At 40.0% G+C, this 21,519-nt stretch carries 17 protein-coding genes; 1 reads left to right on the top strand and 16 read right to left on the bottom strand.

All coding sequences use genetic code 11. From position 1 onward, the window contains the following. The 6 genes from aroB to JJN14_RS03915 all read right to left on the bottom strand — a co-directional run bounded on the left by aroB (window position 1) and on the right by JJN14_RS03915 (window position 6,332). On the bottom strand, window positions 1-1,068 hold the full coding sequence (aroB, locus tag JJN14_RS03940) for a 3-dehydroquinate synthase (RefSeq protein ID WP_201058979.1): 1,068 nt from the start codon (window positions 1,066-1,068) through the stop codon (window positions 1-3). Between the two features lie 18 nt (window positions 1,069-1,086). Further along, entirely contained in the window at window positions 1,087-1,941 is an 855-nt protein-coding gene (locus JJN14_RS03935) for a shikimate dehydrogenase (RefSeq protein ID WP_201058978.1), read from the bottom strand. Next, a complete protein-coding gene (aroD, locus tag JJN14_RS03930; RefSeq protein ID WP_000767765.1) occupies window positions 1,931-2,608 on the bottom strand; it encodes a type I 3-dehydroquinate dehydratase in 678 nt (225 codons plus the stop codon). Before aroD ends, JJN14_RS03935 begins: the two co-directional genes overlap by 11 nt. Then, entirely contained in the window at window positions 2,605-3,768 is a 1,164-nt protein-coding gene (locus JJN14_RS03925) for a class I SAM-dependent rRNA methyltransferase (RefSeq protein WP_201058977.1), read from the bottom strand. The genes aroD and JJN14_RS03925 overlap by 4 nt, the downstream gene beginning before the upstream one ends. Window positions 3,769-3,967: 199 nt before the next feature. Further along, window positions 3,968-5,602 (bottom strand): hypothetical protein, encoded by a 1,635-nt coding sequence (locus tag JJN14_RS03920; RefSeq protein WP_201058976.1) that lies wholly within the window; start codon window positions 5,600-5,602, stop codon window positions 3,968-3,970. Further along, the gene (locus tag JJN14_RS03915) at window positions 5,583-6,332 is read right to left on the bottom strand and encodes an ABC transporter ATP-binding protein (protein WP_201058975.1); all 750 of its coding nucleotides are present in this window, start codon (window positions 6,330-6,332) and stop codon (window positions 5,583-5,585) included. Before JJN14_RS03915 ends, JJN14_RS03920 begins: the two co-directional genes overlap by 20 nt. A gap of 177 nt (window positions 6,333-6,509) precedes the next feature. Between JJN14_RS03915 and JJN14_RS03910 the strand changes: the two genes are divergently transcribed. Further along, window positions 6,510-7,964: an alpha-amylase gene (locus JJN14_RS03910; protein WP_201058974.1), complete on the top strand. Its 1,455-nt coding sequence runs from the start codon at window positions 6,510-6,512 to the stop codon at window positions 7,962-7,964. 193 nt (window positions 7,965-8,157) lie between these two features. Here JJN14_RS03910 and alaS read toward each other — a convergent pair whose 3' ends face one another. The 10 genes from alaS to cas6 all read right to left on the bottom strand — a co-directional run bounded on the left by alaS (window position 8,158) and on the right by cas6 (window position 20,069). Continuing rightward, on the bottom strand, window positions 8,158-10,776 hold the full coding sequence (alaS, locus tag JJN14_RS03905) for an alanine--tRNA ligase (RefSeq protein ID WP_201058973.1): 2,619 nt from the start codon (window positions 10,774-10,776) through the stop codon (window positions 8,158-8,160). Between the two features lie 21 nt (window positions 10,777-10,797). Then, the gene (locus JJN14_RS03900; RefSeq protein WP_070842625.1) at window positions 10,798-11,283 is read right to left on the bottom strand and encodes an LURP-one-related/scramblase family protein; all 486 of its coding nucleotides are present in this window, start codon (window positions 11,281-11,283) and stop codon (window positions 10,798-10,800) included. 305 nt (window positions 11,284-11,588) lie between these two features. Next, window positions 11,589-12,878, bottom strand: a complete 1,290-nt coding sequence (csm6, locus tag JJN14_RS03895; protein WP_070842550.1) for a type III-A CRISPR-associated CARF protein Csm6 — start codon at window positions 12,876-12,878, stop codon at window positions 11,589-11,591. A 16-nt stretch (window positions 12,879-12,894) separates the two neighbouring features. Then, window positions 12,895-14,055, bottom strand: coding sequence for a type III-A CRISPR-associated CARF protein Csm6 (gene csm6 / locus JJN14_RS03890; RefSeq protein ID WP_070842549.1), 1,161 nt, complete (start codon window positions 14,053-14,055; stop codon window positions 12,895-12,897). Next, window positions 14,052-15,116 (bottom strand): type III-A CRISPR-associated RAMP protein Csm5, encoded by a 1,065-nt coding sequence (gene csm5 / locus JJN14_RS03885; RefSeq protein ID WP_070842548.1) that lies wholly within the window; start codon window positions 15,114-15,116, stop codon window positions 14,052-14,054. The genes csm6 (JJN14_RS03890) and csm5 overlap by 4 nt, the downstream gene beginning before the upstream one ends. Further along, window positions 15,113-16,018 (bottom strand): type III-A CRISPR-associated RAMP protein Csm4, encoded by a 906-nt coding sequence (csm4, locus tag JJN14_RS03880; protein WP_070842547.1) that lies wholly within the window; start codon window positions 16,016-16,018, stop codon window positions 15,113-15,115. The genes csm5 and csm4 overlap by 4 nt, the downstream gene beginning before the upstream one ends. A 1-nt stretch (window position 16,019) precedes the next feature. After that, the gene (csm3, locus tag JJN14_RS03875; RefSeq protein WP_070842546.1) at window positions 16,020-16,682 is read right to left on the bottom strand and encodes a type III-A CRISPR-associated RAMP protein Csm3; all 663 of its coding nucleotides are present in this window, start codon (window positions 16,680-16,682) and stop codon (window positions 16,020-16,022) included. Then, window positions 16,682-17,062, bottom strand: a complete 381-nt coding sequence (csm2, locus tag JJN14_RS03870) for a type III-A CRISPR-associated protein Csm2 (protein ID WP_070842545.1) — start codon at window positions 17,060-17,062, stop codon at window positions 16,682-16,684. The genes csm3 and csm2 overlap by 1 nt, the downstream gene beginning before the upstream one ends. Further along, on the bottom strand, window positions 17,063-19,357 hold the full coding sequence (cas10, locus tag JJN14_RS03865) for a type III-A CRISPR-associated protein Cas10/Csm1 (RefSeq protein WP_201058972.1): 2,295 nt from the start codon (window positions 19,355-19,357) through the stop codon (window positions 17,063-17,065). Further along, the gene (gene cas6 / locus JJN14_RS03860; protein WP_033681615.1) at window positions 19,338-20,069 is read right to left on the bottom strand and encodes a CRISPR-associated endoribonuclease Cas6; all 732 of its coding nucleotides are present in this window, start codon (window positions 20,067-20,069) and stop codon (window positions 19,338-19,340) included. Before cas6 ends, cas10 begins: the two co-directional genes overlap by 20 nt. Window positions 20,070-21,519 lie beyond the last annotated feature (1,450 nt).

Below are 21,519 nucleotides of genomic sequence, written 5' to 3'. Positions count from 1 at the left end.
TTATTTTACCAAGTAGTCTTTCATCTCTTCCAGAGAAACTGAGTGAATGGTCGCTGAACCAAGCTCTGGCACCAAGACCAATTTCAAGGTATTGCCACGCGCCTTCTTATCATGAGTCAAAGCCTGATAAAGCTTGTCAACATCCCAGTTTTCATAATCAACAGGCAAGCCAAATTTCTGACACATTTCTGTGATGGACTGTGTAATGCCAGCTGGCATGAGGCCTTTTTCCTCAGCCACCTTGGAAATCTGCACCATGCCCATGGCCACAGCTTCTCCATGCATGACCTTGCCATAACCAGCCGTTGCTTCGATGGCATGACCAATAGTGTGGCCAAAGTTGAGGTAAAGGCGTACACCATTGTCCAACTCATCCTCAACTACCATCTTACGCTTAACCTGGCAAGAATGTTCAATCAAAGTCTCTGCATGTTCCAGAATGCTCTCTACAGAACCATCTAGCTCCGTCAAGAGAGCCCAAAGTACTGGATCCTCAATCAAGCCGTACTTAATAACCTCACCCATTCCTTCAATCAACTCTCTTTTTCCGAGCGTTTCAAGGACAAGCGGGTCAATCAGAACCCCATCTGGTTGGGCAAAGGTCCCCACCATATTTTTAGCAAATGGAGTATTAACACCCGTCTTTCCGCCGATAGAAGAATCCACCTGGGCTGTCAAGCTAGTCGGTATCTGAACAAAATGAATACCCCGCATATAGGTAGAGGCTACAAAGCCAGCCAGGTCCCCAACGACACCGCCACCAAGAGCCACGATTCCATCGCTACGAGTCAACCCCTGCTTAACTAGAAATTCATAGACTTTCTGGACAGTGGTTAAATTCTTTCTTTCTTCCCCTTCTAAAAAGTCAAAAACAGCTACCTGAAAACCAGCATCTTCTAGGCTGAGCTTGACCTTCTCTGCATAAAGAGAAGCTACATGGTTATCTGTCACAATGACTACCTTTTGTGGTTGCCAGAGTTCTCGCAACCATTGACCAGCCTGAGCCAGACAGCCTTTTTCAATCTGAATATCATAAGGATGATGAGGAATATCGATTCTGATTTTCATAGGAGAATCTCCCTTTCTTTATTGGTATTTTTCTGTTAAGGACTGCCAAATTTCTTCTGTCGGCATTTCCCTGCCTGTCCACAGTTGAAAAGCTTCTGCAGCTTGATAGAGCAACATTCCCAGACCATTGACGGCTGAATTACCCTGACTTCTGGCCCATTTTAAAAATGGTGTTTCAAATGGTTGGTAAATGATATCTGCTACTAAGAGAGTTTCTGATAGAACAATGTTTTCAGGAACTGGAGATGATTGACCATCCATGCCCACACTGGTGGCATTGACCAGTAAATCAGACTCAGCAATCCTTGCTTGCAGTTCAGGAACATCTTCTAAAGCATACAAATCCACTTTAAAGCCTGTCTGCTCCTGTAACTTGTCTAGATAAGGTCTTGTTTTTTCCATAGAAACTGAACGAACAAAGACAGAAATCTGACTGACACCATCCAAAATAGCTTGTGCCAAGATAGACTTGGCCGCACCACCTGCACCCAGCAGGGTCATCTTTTTACCTGAAATTGTAAAAGAAGGCAAGCTCTTAAAAAATCCCTTGCCATCTGTATTATATCCAATTAAATTGCCATTTTCATTGACAACCGTATTAACCGCACCAATCAAGCGCGCTTCGTCACTCAGCTCATCCAAATAAGGAATCACTTGCTCCTTATAGGGCATGGATAGGTTGATACCAAACATCTGGTAGCGACGAATATTAGCCACTGTTTCTGCCAAGTCACTCGCTTCAATCTCCCAAGCCACATAAACACCATTGGTAGCTGTCTCCCCAAAGGCCCTATTGTGAATAAAGGGGGAAATCGAATGCTTAATAGGATTGGCAACAACGGCAGCTAAACGTGTATAGCCATCAAGCTTCATCCAAAATCTCCCTGATTTTTTTCATGTTAGCTAAGGAAATCTGCCCTGGGGCACTAGCCTCATCCAGACTGGCAAAAGACCAGCTAGAACCTGTCACATCCGCAGTGATACGAGAAACCTTGCCCACCTTGCCCATAGAAATGGTCACATATTCCTGTTCAGGATTGAGGGTTTTAAAGCCTCGTGTATAGTTCATCAAGTCTAAGACATCCTGCTCCGTATGAGCCATCACCGCAACCTTAACAAGTTTTGGATTTAGGCTCGTCAACTCTGACAAGATTTCCATCATGTTTTCAGGTGTTTCTTGGAAATTATGGTAACTCAAAACGAGATTTGGAAAGTCCAGCATTTCCTCAAAAACATCCTTGTAGCTATAGTACTCAAAATCAATATAGTCTGGTTGATAGAGTTGCGCCACTTCCTTGATTAGATGGATATATTCTTCTGGAGAAAGGTCGATTTCTCCCCCTTCAGAGCGAGTTCGCAATGTAAAAACCAACTCACGGCCTGCGAATTTTTCAAAAATAGCTGGAGCCACCTGCAAAATCGCTTCCTTAGGCAGATAGTCGGCACGCCATTCAATGATGTCGGCATCCAGATACCTTGTGGCATCCAGAGCCTGAGCCTCCTCTAAACTTCTTGGCATTACTGAAACGATTAATTTCATTTACTAACCTTCATACTAATCACCTTGAGGTAATTACTACTTTCATCTTTTTTATTATAGGCGAAATCCGCTGGAAGACCGTATTTATTTAAAATCTGGTAATTTCTTCCTGCAAAGCCTTTATCAATTTGTTCTGTAAATTTCTGGCGGGATACATTGGCAGCATTGGTGCTAGCAATAATAATACCGCCCGGATTTAAAATCTCAAGACTCTGGGATATCAACTTGTGATAATCCTTGGCCACAGAGAACGTTTGTTTTTTGTTCCGAGCAAAGCTAGGCGGATCTAGGACAATCACATCGTAGGTCAGGCATTTGCGTTTGGCATATTTGAAATACTCAAAGACGTCCATGACTATAAAACGATGGTCATCTGTGCTGAGCCCATTTGCCTGAAAATGCGCTTGAGACAATTCTCGTGAACGTTTGGCTAGGTCAACAGAAGTTGTCTGACTTGCTCCTCCCATAGCCGCAGCTACTGAAAAGGCTGCTGTGTAGGAAAACATATTGAGCAAGGATTTGCCCATAGCCAAACCGTCAACCAAGCTACCACGAACCTCGTGCTGGTCTAGGAAAATCCCTGTCATCAAGCCATCATTCATAAAGACTTGATACAGAACACCATTTTCCAGAACAGTGAAAAAGTCAGGTGCTTCTTGACCATAAACATGGGCTGATTCATAGTCCAAACCCTTAAAGCGGATCTTCTCATAGGTCCCTAAGACCTCAGGAAAAACCTGTCTAAAGGCTTCTGATATAGTCTTACGAATCTGATAAACATAAGAGTTATACCAAGAAAAGACAGCATAGTCGCCATAAAGGTCCACTGTCAGACCACCAAAGCCATCTCCCTCTTGGTTAAAGAGACGAAAGGCAGTTGTCAAATCATCTTGATAGTAGGCTTTTCTCTTTTCTTTAGCTTGTCTAAATAGCGTTTCAAAGAAAGCTTGATTGAAGGTCACCTTGTCTTTGCTAACAAACCAGCCCAGGCCCTTATTTTGTTGGGAAAGGTAGGCAGTCCCAAGAAAGGTTCCATCTTGACTATGGACTTCTACTTCCTGATCCTTGAGATTGACATTCTCAAGATCGCTGGCTTCTAGCAAAACCAGACCTTTGGCAAGCTTTTTTTCAACCCGCTTGCTGACTCTTATTCTATTCATAGCTACCATTATATCAAATTTTTAGACAATTCTCAAAAAAGAAACAACCCTTGCTTTTTTACTCTCGTTTTAAAAAATGGTATACTAATACTAATTAAAAATTAGAAATAATTGTGTGAGAGTTACAATAAAAAATGCTCTTCCAAGAACGGAGGAGCATTTCTTTTTATAAAATTTATCAAGCAAGCGACCAACTAGCTCATCTTTTTTCTATTTCTGCCAATATGCGTGACAGGTAGTAATGATAGCCAAAAATAGCAAGAGCAAGCAAGAGGATAAGAACTCCTACTCCCAAGCTGATGGCAAGGATAGGGGAGAGAGACCGAACCAAGAATAAACTTGCTATGACTAAAATCATTAAGATAGCACTATAAATTAAGAGTAAAACTATTGCTACTATACGATTTGAACGATTCACCAGGTCCGTAATGTTACTCCAATTAGTTGATAGATTTTTCACGTCCTTAAAGTAATGGTGGCAAGAAAGGATGACACTGGCAAGGGTCCAGACTACAAGAAGGTAAATCATCGAAAGGATGGGCAAGCCTAAATATAGAGAAAGACCAAGTAAAGTCAGAACTGGTAAAAAGGACTGGACAGCAAATATAATCCAAAATTTCACTTTCACATAACGAGCAAAGTCAAAGGGTAAACTCTTAAGAAAATCAACATTTTCCCTCTCTAAAGACAAGGCAATTGAAGGCAGGCTGGTGATATTATTATTGACAACAGATATAAAAAGAGCTATAAAAAACAAGGGTAACCAGTATGGAGGATGAATGTCCGGAACTATCTGAGAATCTCGGATTTTGGAAATTAGACCGATCATCATGAGATAAGGAAGGAAAGCACTTGTAAAAAGCACTGTAACCACGCCAGTCCCCTGTCCCAAAAGGGTGAGGTGGTAGCGTAAAACCATACGGAAAAAGCCCTTTTTAGTAGTTGAAAGCCCCTCCTTGCTGCGACGTTCTTTCTTGACCTTCTCCTCACTGTTAAGCAGAATCACGTCATAAAAACGAGGAAAAACCTTCTTTTTGCTCAAGTAAAGCAAGAAGAGAGTTAGTCCTATCCAAGCGAACAGACCCAGGATGGCTTCTGTCGAAAAAGGCTCCACTGCTATTTTGTAAAAGAGATGAATAGGATAAAGGAGAAATGGAATGTCTCTAACTTTGTCAACAATACGTCCAGAAGTCGACTGTAGAAAGAAGACAAATATTAAAGGTATGAGAACTCCTATCCCAATCATCACATTCGAAAAAATAGACTGATACTTTCTGAAGACCGTAGTCTGAGCCAAAAAATGTACTGCCACTACCATCACTAAAGTAACAGAGACAAATAATAAGGTCAAGGACAGTAGCATCAAAGGCAAGCCAAGCCAAAGAGAAGGTGCTAGCCTAATGTAGAGGACTAGAAAATAAGCTAGGATTGGTACAATTCCAGGCAGAGCTGGCAAGAGGACAGACAGTCCTTTAGCAATTATAATCTCTGATTCTTTAAAGGCATAAGGCCTATACGATACCAAGTCCTTACTCTCATAAAAGACATTGTAAAAGGCAGTTAAAGAAGTTGAAAAGGCAATCACTAGTAAAATAGCAACCATAAAACTAAAATAAACAGGCATTTCATCAAAAGGAAAATGATTGGCTATATTTATAAACATGATGAGCATCAAGAGACTGGAAAAAATGTAAGAACTTAGGACTCTAGCGGAAACATTTACTTTTTTCCCAGGATTCTTAGCCTGCTTCTTTCGTAGGTTAGCCAGATTAGCTTCTTGAGATGAATAGAGGATATTGACATCAACTAATTTTTTAATGACCTTGAGACGCATCTGAAACCTCCTCTTTTCTACCAGCAAGACTAAGGTATATACTTTCCAAAGACTGGTCTGGATGGTCTTTTCTCAAGTCCTCTACGCTACCACAATAAATCAAATGCCCCTTTTTCAAAATGGCAATCCGATCACAGACTTGCTCGGCTACCTCTAGGACATGAGTTGAAAACAAGACCGTCTTCCCTTTTTGTGCATGTTCCTTCATCATCTGCTTCAAATCAAAGGCAGCCTGGGGATCCAAACCAGTCAAGGGTTCGTCCAAGACCCAAATATCAGGATCAGACAAGAGTGCTCCGATGACAAAGACTTTCTGACGCATTCCGTGAGAAAGTGTTTCAATAACCTGATAGCGATTTTCAGCAAAATCAAAAACGCTCAATAGCCTAGCTAGACTAGCCTCCAAGTCAGAGCTAGTCAGATCATAAGAGGAGGCGATTAATTCCCAAAATTCATTGGCTGTTAAGCGTAAGAATAAGTCAGGCGAGTCTGCTACGTAGCCAATCTTTCGTTTGATAGCCAATCGATTTTCCGATAAATCCTGACCGTCTACCAAAATACGACCACTACTGGGTAAAATGATACTGACTAGGGATTTTATAGTAGTCGATTTTCCAGCCCCATTATGGCCAATCAAGCCCATAATCTCCCCATTTTCAATCTGCAAATTGAGATTGCTCAAGGCCTCTTTATCACCATACAACTTACTAACATTTTGAAATTCAATCATGAGAAATCTCCTCTCTTTATCTATGTAATTTACTATAATTATAGCGCTTTCATTTTAAAAATCAACATTTTATATAAAATAGTCAAAAACTTATTATTCAGTTTTACGCAAACGTTTGAGCTAACCAATACTTTATGATAGAATAAAGAACAAGATTGACAAGTAAGAGGAAACATCATGCAAAATCAAACACTCATGCAATACTTTGAATGGTATCTGCCCCACGACGGTCAGCACTGGACGCATCTAGCTGAAGATGCTCAACACCTAGCCGATCTCGGTATCAGCCATGTCTGGATGCCACCAGCTTTTAAGGCGACCAATGAAAAAGATGTCGGCTATGGGGTCTATGACTTATTCGACTTAGGAGAGTTTAACCAAAAAGGAACTGTCCGCACCAAGTATGGTTTTAAAGAAGACTATCTTCAAGCCATTCAAGCTCTAAAAGCACAGGGAATCCAACCAATGGCCGATGTGGTGCTCAATCACAAGGCTGCGGCCGATCACATGGAAGCCTTTCAAGTTATTGAAGTGGATCCTGTAGACCGTACAGTTGAACTTGGAGAACCCTTCACCATCAATGGCTGGACTAGCTTTACCTTCGATGGTCGCCAAGATACCTACAATGACTTCCACTGGCACTGGTACCACTTCACCGGTACAGACTACGATGCCAAACGCCGCAAGTCTGGCATTTATCTCATCCAAGGGGACAACAAGGGTTGGGCAAATGAGGAATTGGTCGATAATGAAAACGGTAACTATGACTACCTCATGTATGCCGACCTAGATTTTAAACATCCTGAAGTCATCCAAAATATCTATGACTGGGCTGACTGGTTCATGGAAACGACTGGTGTAGCTGGTTTCCGCTTGGATGCCGTCAAACACATTGATTCTTTCTTTATGCGCAATTTCATCCGCGATATGAAGGAAAAATACGGTGAGGATTTCTATGTGTTCGGTGAATTTTGGAACCCCGACAAGGAAGCCAATCTAGACTATCTTGAAAAAACGGAAGAACGCTTTGACCTTGTTGATGTTCGTCTCCACCAAAATCTCTTTGAAGCCAGTCAAGCTGGCGCAAACTATGACCTTCGTGGTATTTTCACAGATAGCTTGGTTGAACTCAAACCTGACAAGGCTGTAACCTTTGTCGACAACCACGATACCCAACGTGGTCAGGCTCTTGAGTCTACTGTTGAAGAATGGTTCAAGCCAGCAGCCTATGCCCTCATTCTATTACGTCAAAATGGACTGCCATGTGTCTTTTACGGAGACTACTATGGGATTTCAGGAAAATACGCTCAAGAAGATTTCAAAGAAGTTCTTGACCGCCTCCTAGCCATCCGAAAAGACTTGGCCTATGGAGAACAAACAGACTACTTTGATGAGGCTAACTGTGTCGGTTGGGTACGTTCAGGTGCTGAAAATCAATCCCCAATCGCAGTCTTAATCTCAAATGACCAAGAAAACAGCAAGTCAATGTTTGTCGGCCAAGAATGGGCTAACCAAACCTTTGTAGATTTACTTGGCAACCACCAAGGTCAAGTTACAATTGATGAAGAAGGTTATGGACAATTCCCAGTCTCAGAAAGATCTGTAAGTGTCTGGGCAGCCAATACAATCTAACATACAATGATAAGCAAGCCAGGTCCAATCGGATTTGGCTTTTTTGTAGTCAAAAAAGACCTACCCAAATGGATAGATCTTTATACTCAATGAAAATCAAAGAGCAAACTAGGAAGCTAGCCGCAGGCTGTACTTGAGTACGGCAAGGTGAAGCTGACGAGGTTTGAAGAGATTTTCGAAGAGTATTGCTTGATTACAATTTACCTGCTACCGCATCCAACAATTCTTGGATTTTAGCTTGGTTGCTTCCTCCTGCCATAGCCATGTCGGGTTTACCACCACCACGTCCATCGACGATTGGTGCCAATTCTTTGACAAGGTTTCCTGCATGAAGGTCTTTTGTCTTGCTTGCTACAAGGACATTGACTTTGTCCCCAATTGCTGCAACTAGAACAAGCAAGTCAGAGTAATCTTTTTGTTTCCAATTGTCCGCAAAAGTACGAAGGGCACCTGCATCTGATACAGACACTTGACTAGCAATGTAACGGTGACCGTTGACTTCCTTAACATCCTTGAAGATGTCGCCTGCGGCTGCAGCTGCTGCTTTTTCTTTCAACTCAGCATTTTCTTTTTGAAGTTGACGAAGTTGTTCTTGAAGTCCTTCTACCTTATGAGGAACTTCTTTAAGTTGAGGTGCTTTAAGGGTTGCTGCGACAGCTTTAAGAGCGTCTTCTTGTTCACGGTAGGCTTCAAAGGCTTCCTTACCAGTCACTGCCAAGATACGACGCGTTCCTGATCCGATTCCTTCTTCTTTGACGATCTTGAAGAGACCAATCTCAGAAGTGTTACCAACGTGGGTACCACCACAAAGCTCGATAGAGTAGTCACCAATAGTAACAACACGGACTTCTTTTCCGTATTTCTCACCAAAGAGGGCCATAGCACCCATTTCCTTGGCAGTGTCAATATCTGTTTCAACTGTCTTCACTTCAAGAGCTTCCCAGATTTTTTCGTTGACTTGCTGTTCAATTGCACCCAATTCTTCAGCAGTCACTGCTTGGAAGTGGGTAAAGTCAAAGCGAAGGAATTCAACTTCGTTAAGAGATCCTGCTTGTGTTGCGTGGTTTCCAAGGATGTTGTGAAGAGCAGCGTGAAGCAAGTGAGTCGCAGTGTGGTTTTTCATAACACGGTGACGACGATTTGTATCAATTGCTAAGGTATATTCTTGATTCAAGGCAAGTGGTGCAAGGACTTCAACAGTGTGAAGGGCTTGTCCATTTGGAGCTTTTTGAACATTTGTCACAGTAGCCACAACCTTACCTGACTCATCCAAGATTTGTCCATGGTCAGCTACCTGTCCACCCATTTCAGCGTAGAATGGCGTTTCCGCAAAGATAAGTGAGGCAGTTCCTTCTGACACAGCTTCTACTTCTGCATTGTCAGCCACGATAGCCACCAATTTAGAAGACAATTGGCTAGCATTGTAGTTGAAGACACTTTCCACTGTGATGTTTTGAAGGGTTTCATTTTGCATACCCATTGAGCCCCCCTTAACAGCTGACGCACGCGCTCGCTCTTGCTGTTCTTTCATGGCTGCTTCAAATCCTTCACGGTCAACAGTCATACCAGCTTCTTCAGCGATTTCTTCAGTCAATTCAAATGGGAATCCATAAGTGTCATAAAGTTTGAATACATCTGAACCAGCAATGACAGATTGACCTTTTTCTTTCAAGTCTGCTACAATGCCTTGGGCAAAGTGTTGACCTGAGTGAAGGGTACGCGCAAATGACTCTTCCTCGCTCTTAACGATTTTTTCGATAAAGTCACGTTTTTCAAGCACTTCTGGGTAGTAGCTTTCCATGATTTTTCCAACAGTTGGAACGAGTTTGTAAAGGAAAGGCTCATTGATACCCAATTTTTGACCATGCATAGAGGCACGACGGAGCAGACGACGAAGGACGTAACCACGACCCTCATTTCCTGGAAGGGCACCATCCCCGATGGCAAATGAAAGTGAACGGATGTGGTCAGCGATGACCTTAAAGCTCATGTTGTCGCCATCTTGGTCATAAACCTTACCAGACAATTTCTCCACTTCACGAATAATAGGCATAAAGAGGTCTGTCTCAAAGTTTGTCTTAGCCCCTTGGATAACGGCCACCAAACGCTCCAAACCAGCGCCCGTATCAATGTTCTTGTGTGGTAATTCCTTGTACTCGCTACGAGGAACAGCAGGGTCTGCGTTAAATTGTGACAAAACGATGTTCCAGATTTCGATGTAACGGTCGTTTTCGATATCTTCTGCAAGGAGACGAAGACCGATATTTTCTGGGTCAAAAGCTTCTCCACGGTCAAAGAAAATTTCTGTATCTGGTCCAGAAGGTCCAGCACCGATTTCCCAGAAGTTGTCCTCGATTGGAATCAAGTGACTTGGATCCACTCCCACTTCAATCCAGCGGTTGTAAGAATCTTTATCATCTGGATAGTAGGTCATGTAAAGTTTTTCAGCTGGGAAGTCAAACCACTCAGGGCTGGTCAAAAGCTCATAAGCCCAAGTGATTGCTTCGTCACGGAAGTAATCTCCGATTGAGAAGTTCCCCAACATTTCAAACATGGTATGGTGACGTGCAGTCTTCCCTACGTTTTCAATGTCGTTGGTACGGATAGCCTTTTGCGCATTGGTAATACGTGGATTTTCAGGAATGATGGTCCCGTCAAAGTATTTCTTAAGGGTTGCTACCCCAGAGTTGATCCACAAAAGTGTTGGATCATTTACAGGAACCAAGCTCACTGATGGTTCTACTGAGTGACCTTTGGTCGCCCAGAAATCAAGCCACATTTGGCGTACTTGTGCACTAGATAGTTGTTTCATATTGTCTCCTTATTTACTTGTTTAATGTGATTGGCTTTCCAGCATTTCCACATAGTCGATGGCAACACAGAGGGAAATGACTAGGTCTGCATAAGCGTCCTCAAGAACCGTTACGGTATAGGTAGAAGTCAGATGGAAGAGTTCCTTCTTAATTTCCGCAATCAGCTGATCGCGATCATCCAGCAATTTGAAATTCAAATCCCAGATATTGCCCTCGATACGAAGACCTAGATTATCAAACTCATACTTATCTCGCCAGAAGGTCAACTTCTTGCGAATGACAAAACTCGAGCCATCCCGAAGCTGAATCTCAAAACGAGGAAGCAAGGTCAAGATTTCTTTACTGATCTGACTGACCTGTTCACCATTAGCATCATAGATGATAAAAGTTTTGGGAATCTTAAAAAATGATCCCTCCACCTGATAGGCAATTTCTCCCCTGTCATCCTTGATAGCAAAGCGCTCGCCTCCAAGACGAAACTTTTGTTTGACAAGAAATGTTTTCATCAACACCTCCAAAAAATCAAAAGACAAGCTCATATCACGAAGGGCGAAAAACCGCGGTACCACCTTCATTCAATGAACTTGTCATTCTCTTGTTCTTATGCAATTGTATGATTGAGTAGCATGACTTCCTAACTTAGATGGCTCGCAGCACCGCCATTTCTCTGGACTAAGACTACTGAAAATCAATTCTCAACTTTCTTATTATAACGTTTTTTTAAGCTTGCGTCAACTGGAAATCATCCTAATGAAATAGTACAAAATAGTAATTTGAACCAAGTAGAAATCTTCCAAAATATGGTTGTTCGTTAAGAACGAAGTAAATCTAGTAATTTGTCATTGATTTTTTGATAATATCCAAAATAGTGATCTTCAATATTAAATGTATCCTGAAGAACAAAACGTAAGGTATCTATTGTTTGGTTCAATTTTTTAGAATTTACTATTTTACCATCGATTTCTGATAGTCCATGTGCAACTTTGTTACGCTCACTATTTAGACCGGTAATAACCTTAAGTGACTTCAATAAGTCAGGAGAGACTTGATAAAAAGTTAGAATATTTTCATAAGATAAAAGGTTTAAGGTTGATTGAGGTGAATAAATTCTTTCCTCTTCATTTTCTATTCCTTTTGCTTTTTTAAATTCTAAATCAATAAAATCTAAAATCTTCTCAAAATCTTTGTATTCTTCATTTAATTTGGGTAATGCCCCATCATATTTGATTAAATCAGGATAATCTTTTTTGATCTTTTCTTCGATGATAAATTCAACATAAGACTTTGATTTGATTAAGACATCTGCTACTTGTCCTCTCTCTTTCAATACTTCTATCATTAAAAAGTAATTAAGGGCTTTCTTCTCAACATCTGTCAATGGATAGTCTTGAATATCTTTTAAAATAGCTTGCGTTTTAAATACTTTTACAAAGTCATTTAATGTAGCTCGTAAAAAAGATAATTTCTTTTTAGAAAGTAAGTTATTGTATTCTTTTTTTGTAACAAGTTCTTCTGCAGCAAGATAATCATAGGAAGCTATCAGATTTCTTAAATGACGTTTGATTAAAGATTGATTAAATTTTTCAGCCTCATCTTTAATAGTACGATCTTCGTAATCCTTTTGGTTATCCTCGTTCTCGTTAAAAAGCTTCTGTTCACCTTCACTTGAAAGTGGCACATACTTTCTATTTGCTGATTTGTTAGGAGTTGCAACCTGGATAGCCTGAGTATTATAATCTTTGATTCGATTGAGGGCAAATAAAGCCGAAATAATCTGAGGCGTTCCTGAAGATAGGTTTAAGATTAATTGATGATCAGTTCCAGAATATTTTTCAACAATCTGTCCCATAACCTCATACATTTTATCAAATAGATAAACCTCATCATTTTTTAGAATTGTTGACTCAATTGTCACATCAGGATGATAATCTTCTATGGAAAAAATAGCTTGCTCAATGAGATCTTTCTTGATCAGCATCTCCTCACTATAAACTAAAACAATCTTCTCCGGTCTATAAGTGCGTGCAATATGTAATAAAGCTGCATCTCGATTATTACTAATCGGATCTGTCGTTCCAACTGCTGAAATTAAAATTTCCAAGATATTCTACCTCTCATTATTTCAGTAATTCTAATAATTCTTTATTAAAATCCTTGTAAAAATTAAAATCCTTTTCAGTAAGTTGATACTGTTCCTTGATTAGCACTTTTAAGGCTTTTAGAACTGGACCTAACTGTTTAAGTTCCTCAGAATCTAGTGAATCCAATTTATGAGCTATCGTATTTCGTGTTTTGTTCATTCTCAAAATCGGTTTGATTTTGTTATGCAATATCCACTCTCTTTTTTCTTGAAGGATCTTGTCATAATCCCAAATCCCGATATAATATTTTACTGAATCGTTCGCGTAATTATCCAGAAATCCTGGATAACGATTTTCGATATAGTCACCTAAGATAAACTCTGTAAGGTTTTTAATTCTAATCAGACCTTCACTAAAATTCCCACGTTCTTTTTGCAAATCAATAGTCAAATAAGCATTTAATACTTTTTTCTGTTCTTCGCTCCATTTTTTCTTTTGGAGGACTTGAGGTACAGCTTGCCTATCTAATGAATCGACAATATCTTGTAACTTTTTGCGACAGTCTTTCAAACCAGGGAGGTCAGGCAATTGATTTGCTATCTCTAAACTTGCTTTGTAATCATATTTCTTAATAAAATCACGTAAAGTTTTTTTCATTAAGCCTTGTTTAAACTTTTCTGAAGTATCTTCAATAGTTCGATCGACAAAGTCCCGCTTATTATCTATATTTGTATCAATTAGTGCATCAATATCTTCTGAATCATCATGCCCAACTCCAGCGTTCGATTTTTTTTCAGGACTTGGAACTTGTACTGCCTTGACATTGATTTCACTTAGTCTATTAAGAACAAACAAAGCTGATTTTATTTGAGGAGTTCCACTTGAAAGATTAAGAATAAATTCGTCGTCTTTTGTATAATACTCTCGTATAATAGCATCAAATTGATCAAACATGGTATCAAAAATATGTACTTCATTGTTTAAAATGATTGGCTCATGGTATACAATTTCTGGGACGTATTGACTATCAATAGAACGAATTACTTTCTCAATATCATCTTTCTTACAAATCAGTTCCTCAGAAAAAACAATAATAATCTTATCCGGACGGTATTTTCTCGCAATATGAACTAAGGCTCCATCGTGAAAATTTCGGATTGGATCGGTATTCCCCACTGCTGAAATCAAAACCTTCATTTAGAAATCTCCTTAATCATAAAGTTTGCCTTGCCCATTTCATAGAAGGATTCATTATTCATTATCAGTTTACGAGTTGCTTGTGTTGTTTTAACACTTTTCATTGGTGCTTTTGTTAATTTCAAGACTCCCTTTTCAACCATCCTAGTGGTTCTGCTATTCCCATAACGTTCTTGTAAAATATCTTTTGCTTTTTCAAAAATTGTTTTTGTCCAAACTCCACTACCAGCACCCAAGTATATAGGATATTGAATATTTGGCTGAATTTTATTTTCAGGAAAATCTGATAAGAAAAAGTTTTTATATTCTTTGTAAAAGGCTTGCGCTCTCTGTCCTAATTCTTCCATTAGGATTCCAGCTTCCTTAGTAGTTGTAGTAATGGTGAAATTGATTTTAGTTGAGGGCGCGATTGCTTCCCTATATAAAGGGAGAGGCTTGGCAAGAGGGGGCTTGGCTTTATGATCCCATTTTTGAACTAAAATAAGACTTTTATTACTAAACGGTTTGCTATCACTAACACGAATAGCATTAAACAAGTCATCATAGTCCTGCCCTTTTTTTGCTCCCCAAGGAATCAAAGATTTGTTTTCCTTTTCATCTTTCACAACATTTTCATTATTCCAGTCAGGATTGGTATTCATCAAAATAGTTCGAATAGCTCCCTTTAATGAACTTCCAGGAATATAGGGATTACCAAAAGGATCTCTAATAAACTTTGATACTTGATTTATTGCGCCTCCTCTTAAATAATTATTATTTGTTTCTAACTCAGTTTCTATAATTCTATAGCCACCAAAGTTACGGTCAGAAATACGGTTATCCTCTAAAAAAGATATCAAGCGATTATTTCTGGCGTTTGGCTTCGTCTCCTGTAAAAAACGCTCAAACTTTTGATCGTATCCTTTCTCCACCATGCGATTATAAAACTTACCCATATCAGGAAAATAAAAGTACCCATTTTCATAGATAAATTCTCGAGAAGTATATTTTTCACCATTCCCAATATGAATAGGGGCCATAGCTAGGAGGCTGAATTGAAAGATTTTATATTCTGTTTTCATCTTTCTCCCTCCATCTTGAAAAATAGTGGTTTAGCATAGTTTAATACTTCATGCGGGAAATCAAGAGGTCTTACATCTACAATCTGTCCTGTAAAGGTTTCAGAGAAAGTAGATCCAGAAGCAAACTTATATAAATCCTGCTTACGGTAATTTTCATTAGTTTCTGTACTAAAAGCAAAACCACTTGATTTACTTATTAAATAGGAACCAGTTTCCATAGCATATTCAAGTTCCTTTTCGACTGGTAGAGAAGTCGTAAAGGTCATGACAGGTCCTTGATGGGCCTTGGTGAGACGATTTTTTAAGCTATCTGGTAAATCTAAAATAGTCAAATCAAATTGTCCATAACCACTGGAACGTTTCCCACCAATTCCTGTATACTGCAAGCTTGTCATGAGTTCATTCAAGAGGTCAGATTCGTTTGCAATCACGTAAAGAGAAGAATCATCTCTAAATCTAACGGTAGACACTTGAAAAAGATTCCCATCTACATGAGGTTGGTTTTTAGTGATAATGTTTGTTACTGCATGTTCTTCGTCTTCAAAAAGCGTTCCTTTTACATAAGAATCAAATTTATCCAAGGGTATAAACTGAAGTTTCTTCGCCATTTTCGCTTGACGTCTTACTTCTTTGACATCCGTTGTTAAGTCAGGCTGATCAAACTTTGGAAATCCTATCGGCTTAGGTAATAATGGACCTGACTGATAAGGAAAGGCATCAGTCAAAACAAAATGATCTTGACCCGCTATTGACACGAATTCCTCCATTTTCCCCATTTTTTTTGCCTCAATAGCCAAGGCAGAAAATAATCGGTCAGCTGCAAAAGTCATTTTAGAACTATCCAGAGTACCTGCTCCAAAGTGAGCAGACTGAAAGTTCATAATATACATCTTATAGGTCATACTAGACCTCCGTAGTTAAAAGTTCATTCAATCTACTAACATCATAGTTTCCGAAAACTGTATTTGCTTTAAGATCCTCAAAAACAACTTTACCATATCCACGAGAACCTGAACCACCTAAATAATCAAGTTCCAACAGTTTTAATCCATCAAGAATCACTTTGAAGTCTTCTTCTACTTGAGCTTGACTCTTGTCTGTCACCTCATAGATCAACTCAAATCCAAAGATACTGTCTCGGATAGCACGTTCAATTTGTCTTGGATTTGCTTCAGCAGTGATACGATCAATAGTATTTTCAAACTTAACCTCAGTATAACCTTTGACAGCTCGTGAATCTAAATCTTTTTTGTTAGTTAGAAAGGCATCTCTAAAGATGAGTCTTCCTACTTTATAGTTTTTGTCTGAACTATTCCCAAAGAGACGACTAATAATTTCCCCATCTTCTCCTGGTTTTTCTGCTAATTTAGTATTATATACTCTTGCCAAAAGGGTACGCATTTTCCCTTTGATACTAGATCCTGGAATAATGGGTAAGTTTGTAATTGGATCTTTAATCACAGGTGAGTCCGTAGCACCAATCGCCGCAAAAGCATTACTTGTCCCAATATGAAGTCCTGTCTCTAGACGGATTTGTGCTGTTACTTTAATTTTTGCAAATGCCATTAATCTTTTCCTCCATAAAATTTAAAATAAGCTACTAGCGCTTCCATATAGCGACAAAAACGTTGGAGACTTTCCCTACTATTAATTTCTTTTAAAATTGGTAAAATCTTACCTTTTTGAACTAAGTCCAGTACCGCCTCTTCACGGCCTGATTGATAGACGAATTGGACCCTCAAATAGGCAATCTTATCCTTTAATTCTTCGTACTCACGGACCTTACTTTCATCAAAGAGGGTACTCGTTAAACTCAATAAGTTTCGTAGTTTACTCATGGATAGAACATCTGAATTTTTATTTTTAAAATTACGCTTATCAGTTACTAAATTTTTAATGGTTTTTTCTGCCTTATCTACGTAATTATCATCTGTTAAAATTGCCATCTATGAATCCTTTCTAATCTCATAAATATATAGAAGTAAAGCTATCTCTGCTTCCTTACGTTCATTATCGCTACCTGTATACCAAGAAAAGAATAAATCTTTAAACTCTTTAAACTCTTCTTTTTTATCCTTAGAAGTTTGATCTTCTAAGCGCGTCAAATAATAGGCTAATCGAGCAATATTCATACGATCGTAGTTGCGAAGGAGCTCAATAAGTCTATATACAAAACTCTTTCCTCGCTCATCTTGAATATTAAAGTAGTAACGAATGCTCTTCAGTTTCCCATTATAGACATTGTCAATAAATTGGTCGAACTTCAAGGTATAATTTCTTTCAGAATCAACATTGCCAAAAGATTGGTCCAACTTCAAGGTATTACCTGCTTTAAAAAGGGAAATACTATCCTTGTCGTTATCCTTTGCTGCTCCTTCTAGCTTACCAGTTTCTTCAGCCATAAGGCTAACTGGAGTTTTATCTGGAAATAGGCCGATTCCTGCTGATAGGGTTAATTTACCATTTGTCCACTTGATAAAGTTTTGTCGGAGACAAATAGTGAACTCAATAATATCCTGCCAGGAACCGATCGCAAATACATCATCTCCACCGGCATAAATAATCGATAGTTTTTTCTCTTTGGCAAACTGGTTGATATAGACCTTAAAGAAGAGACTCATACTTCTAGAGAAGGTCGCTGAACGTGCCAGAGTATTATACTTGCCACTATCTTGGTAAGAGAACCCAGCCATAAAGGCGGCTCCTAGGTCATCCACATCTAGTCGAACGACTGCCAGACGCTTGATTCCTTGTCCAGTTTCACTATCCTGAGATAATTTGGCGTACTCGTAAATCTCATCATACTTGTAATCTCCGACAAAGACATGGGTTGCTTTTAGGATATCTGTACTATAGCTATTCTTTACATAAATACGGTCCCACTCTTCATTGGCAAGGTCGGCTTTTGAAATACCACTAATATAGGCTCCCGGACCTATCGGCAGGCCTTTTTCTTTTGTCACAATATAGTAGTTTTCTTGTATTTCCTTGGCAAAGCGATACATTCCTGCACAGATATGGCAGACCTCTTGATCTTTATACTTGGTAAGCTTTTCGACTGAGTGGCAAATTGCACATTCTTTCTGAGAACTTTTTCCTCCTTGGTTGAGTTCAAGGAGAGTTTTGGCATCATAACGAGAAATTTTCTTTTGAGAAATCATCCGACTGGTTGTTTGATAGACTTTTCGATAGTCAGCCAGTGTCGTTGTCATATCATTGGCAGAAAACGGACTCCAACCAAATGCTACGTACAGACCTGTCTGGAAATGCTCGACCAGAAACTGATTGAATTCTGCTTCAAAGTTAGCCAAGGTTTCTCTAGTTTTTTCGGTGTTTGGAAGGATAAAATAGGCATGCCCTCCACCGACGTAGAGGAGATTAGCCCTTGTAAGCTCTAACTTCTCCAGTAAGCTGTCAGCAATATGTTCCCCCATAAAATCTAGATACAAGGAACGTGCTTTTAGTTGCTTGGCAGCTCCAGCTGTTGCGATATTGTAGATAAAATCCTGAATCCCTGACAGGTCAAAACTTGCTAATAAAAAGGCCTTCTCGCTATAAAAAGCTTCTAAGTCTTGTCCCAGCACTTTCTCATAGTCACGGCAATTCTTGTCTGCTAAATAGTCCTCTACAGCTAGGGCAAAGCCAGCTGTCAGACGACTGTAGGTTGCTAGAGAAATATCCGATAATTCCTTGGTTCTTGTCGAAACAGGCACATAGGAAAGAGTAGCCTCAAGGAGATTCAAAAGGGCATCTATCTCAGATTGGCTAAAGTCCAATCTCTCAAACTCTTTTTCTAAGGTCCCTACTATCAGGTCATAGTCTGACTGGTCAGACGGCTCACTCGTTCCCTTAGCATAGTTTGGTTCCCCGTCAAGCTCTAATAGTCGTGCATCGAGATAACGCTGACTAGGGCTATCTGAAAATACATTGAAGATATCCGATTGTTTGCTTAGGAAATCTTCTTTTCCTCCATGAGTTCTTACTGGCCCTTTTAGTCCTGAAGCAATCTTTGCCGCAGCTGACGTGATATAGACCAAACTATCAGAAGCCAAGTCCGTCGGTAAATCACTAGAAGTCGCCTTGGCTATCTGCTGGGCTATTTTTTCATTATCCGAAAAGCGTCTAAACCATTCGGACCCAATGGTACCTAGGTCTTTCTCATCATACCTGGAACCTTGAATCACCTTGCTGATAGCGTGCAAAAGCGACCCATAAACTAAATCAATCTTTTCTTTCTTCAAGTTCTAAACCTCCCATCCCTAAGCTAGTTTTCATACCGAGACCTGAGTACTCCCCAAATTTTAGAAGCATATTGGCATATGCTTTCAAGGTATTTGGACCTGTAATTTTAAAGGTAAATTTCCCCCTGAAACCAGGGATTTTTTTGCCATGGACTTTAAAATAGCTGGACTCCAATCGATAACTGGTAACCCTACTATGCTTGACCAAGTAGTCCAGGGTTTCCTCTTCGATTTCCTGACGATTCTCGACCAGACGTGCATACTTCATCATCAAACTCTGAAAGATGAGGCGCATGGTCGGAAAGAGTACGTACTCTCCCTGAGAGCGAAATCCTGTCGGAGTTTGAAAATGAATGGTGTAGAGTGACCGATCTTGGTTTTCATTAAAAAACTCAAAGAGTTGCTCCGAACTGAGATCTTGCATGGACACAGACTCTACCATGAGAGTCGGTAAATCATGAAGCTCTACTTTCTTGAGCTCCAATAGAACAGGCAGAATCTGCTTGACAGCCTCATCCGTCAGGAGATGAAGGGACCATAGGGTCTTGTCCTTTTGATGGATGATTTTTAGTGAATAGGGGTTGGTCTCCTGTTCATGTAACCAAGTCACATAGTCTGGTTCTAGCTTTTCCATGAGAAAACCTTGGAATTTTGTCGATAGGTCGCTCGGTGATTGGTCAATCCGCTTAAATGATAGTTCGATGCGTTTCATATGCCTCCTTTATTGATACAATTGCGCTTTTGCTTTCTCATGAGCGCTTTTTTCTTTTACTTTTGGAATCCTTTGCCCTTATGAAACTGTCCCCTCTCGAGGTAGATAGGTAGCTATACGGAGAAGTTGAGAATACTTTTGTCAATATTGTCAATGGACAGTTTCCGACCCCTCTCGAGGTAGATAGGTGTCTATACCGTTACAGGTTTGACATCCCTTACTGCTGCGGTAATAAAGTTTCCGGCCCCTCTCGAGGTAGATAGGGAGCTATACATATTGCGTCTTACATTATGACCCTTTTAGCAATTCTGTTTCCGTCCCCTTTCGAGGTAGATAGATATCTATACGATGGAAACGCTGATTTTGAATACTTCCCATCTATGTTTCCGGCCCCTCTCGAGGTAGGTAGCTATACAGAATTCAAAATAGAGCCAGATGGTTTGATTACAACTAAATAGTTCCCGGCCCCTCGCGAGGTAGATAGGTAGCTATACTGATAACCCTAGCTTTAAAACGGCAACAGGGAAGGTTTCCGGCCTCTCGCGAGGTAAATAGGGTTCTATACCATCAAGACACATCAGTATTGCACATACAATCAGTTTCCGGCCCCTCGCGAGGTAGATAGGTAGCTATACGAGCGTACTCAAAAAATCAACGTGTATACTGGAACTGGTTTCCGGCCCCTACCGAGGTTGATAAGTACCTATACCCGCAAAGAACTAGAACAAGCTGGATTCGGCTGGGTGTTTCCGGCCCCTCTCGAGGTAGATAGGTTCTTATACTTTGAAAAAATTTCAATCAATGCTTTTTACAATCTGTTTCCGGCCCCTCCCGAGGTAGATAGGTATCTATACTATTTCTCAAGGTGTAATCCACATTGAGAACGGGATTTTGTTTCCGGCCCCTTTCGAGATGGATAGGTAATTATACGTACAAAATTTTGTACTTTTTCCTTTACATTTAAGAGTTTTCGGTCCCTCCCGAGGTAAATAGGTTTCTATACCTGAATCTGCAGTTAAGCAGATTAATGATGCGTGGAAAGGGTTTCCGGCCCCTCGCGAGGTAGATAGGTTCTTATACTGTTCAAACTAAGACAATGGAAAAAATTACGACCTTTCCGTCCCCTCTCGAGGTGGATAGGTTCTTATACGACTACATATGACATCTGCAATTCAGGTGATTACACTGTTTCCGGCCCCTCGCGAGGTGATTAGGGTGGTTTACTTACGCAAAACCTGAATTTAATTGGGAACAAATAAGTTTACGTCCCCTCTCGAGGTAGATAGGTTCTTATACTGCTTTCAAGATTATCTCTCAAGTTGTATCATCTGGTTTCCGTCCCCTCTCGAGGTAGATAGGTTCTTATACCCAAGACCATGCTACACAAGTAAAACAAGCAGAGTTTCCGTCCCCTCGCGAGGTAGATAGGTGGCTATACGAGGATTTGAGA

The sequence above is a fragment of the Streptococcus mitis genome, assembly GCF_016658865.1.
In the GTDB taxonomy this organism is placed as follows: domain Bacteria; phylum Bacillota; class Bacilli; order Lactobacillales; family Streptococcaceae; genus Streptococcus; species Streptococcus mitis_BT.
Note: the sequence above shows the minus strand (reverse complement) of the source record. Positions and strands in the feature narration are given on the sequence as shown.

Bases quoted from the DNA above. Each gene is read 5' to 3' on its own strand.
- aroB (WP_201058979.1), bottom strand. From the start codon at position 1,068: ATGAAAATCAGAATCGATATTCCTCATCATCCTTATGATATTCAGATT.
- JJN14_RS03935 (WP_201058978.1), bottom strand. From the start codon at position 1,941: ATGAAGCTTGATGGCTATACACGTTTAGCTGCCGTTGTTGCCAATCCT.
- aroD (WP_000767765.1), bottom strand. From the start codon at position 2,608: ATGAAATTAATCGTTTCAGTAATGCCAAGAAGTTTAGAGGAGGCTCAG.
- JJN14_RS03925 (WP_201058977.1), bottom strand. From the start codon at position 3,768: ATGAATAGAATAAGAGTCAGCAAGCGGGTTGAAAAAAAGCTTGCCAAA.
- JJN14_RS03920 (WP_201058976.1), bottom strand. From the start codon at position 5,602: ATGCGTCTCAAGGTCATTAAAAAATTAGTTGATGTCAATATCCTCTAT.
- JJN14_RS03915 (WP_201058975.1), bottom strand. From the start codon at position 6,332: ATGATTGAATTTCAAAATGTTAGTAAGTTGTATGGTGATAAAGAGGCC.
- JJN14_RS03910 (WP_201058974.1), top strand. From the start codon at position 6,510: ATGCAAAATCAAACACTCATGCAATACTTTGAATGGTATCTGCCCCAC.
- alaS (WP_201058973.1), bottom strand. From the start codon at position 10,776: ATGAAACAACTATCTAGTGCACAAGTACGCCAAATGTGGCTTGATTTC.
- JJN14_RS03900 (WP_070842625.1), bottom strand. From the start codon at position 11,283: ATGAAAACATTTCTTGTCAAACAAAAGTTTCGTCTTGGAGGCGAGCGC.
- csm6 (WP_070842549.1), bottom strand. From the start codon at position 14,055: ATGAAGGTTTTGATTTCAGCAGTGGGGAATACCGATCCAATCCGAAAT.
- csm5 (WP_070842548.1), bottom strand. From the start codon at position 15,116: ATGAAAACAGAATATAAAATCTTTCAATTCAGCCTCCTAGCTATGGCC.
- csm4 (WP_070842547.1), bottom strand. From the start codon at position 16,018: ATGACCTATAAGATGTATATTATGAACTTTCAGTCTGCTCACTTTGGA.
- csm3 (WP_070842546.1), bottom strand. From the start codon at position 16,682: ATGGCATTTGCAAAAATTAAAGTAACAGCACAAATCCGTCTAGAGACA.
- csm2 (WP_070842545.1), bottom strand. From the start codon at position 17,062: ATGGCAATTTTAACAGATGATAATTACGTAGATAAGGCAGAAAAAACC.
- cas6 (WP_033681615.1), bottom strand. From the start codon at position 20,069: ATGAAACGCATCGAACTATCATTTAAGCGGATTGACCAATCACCGAGC.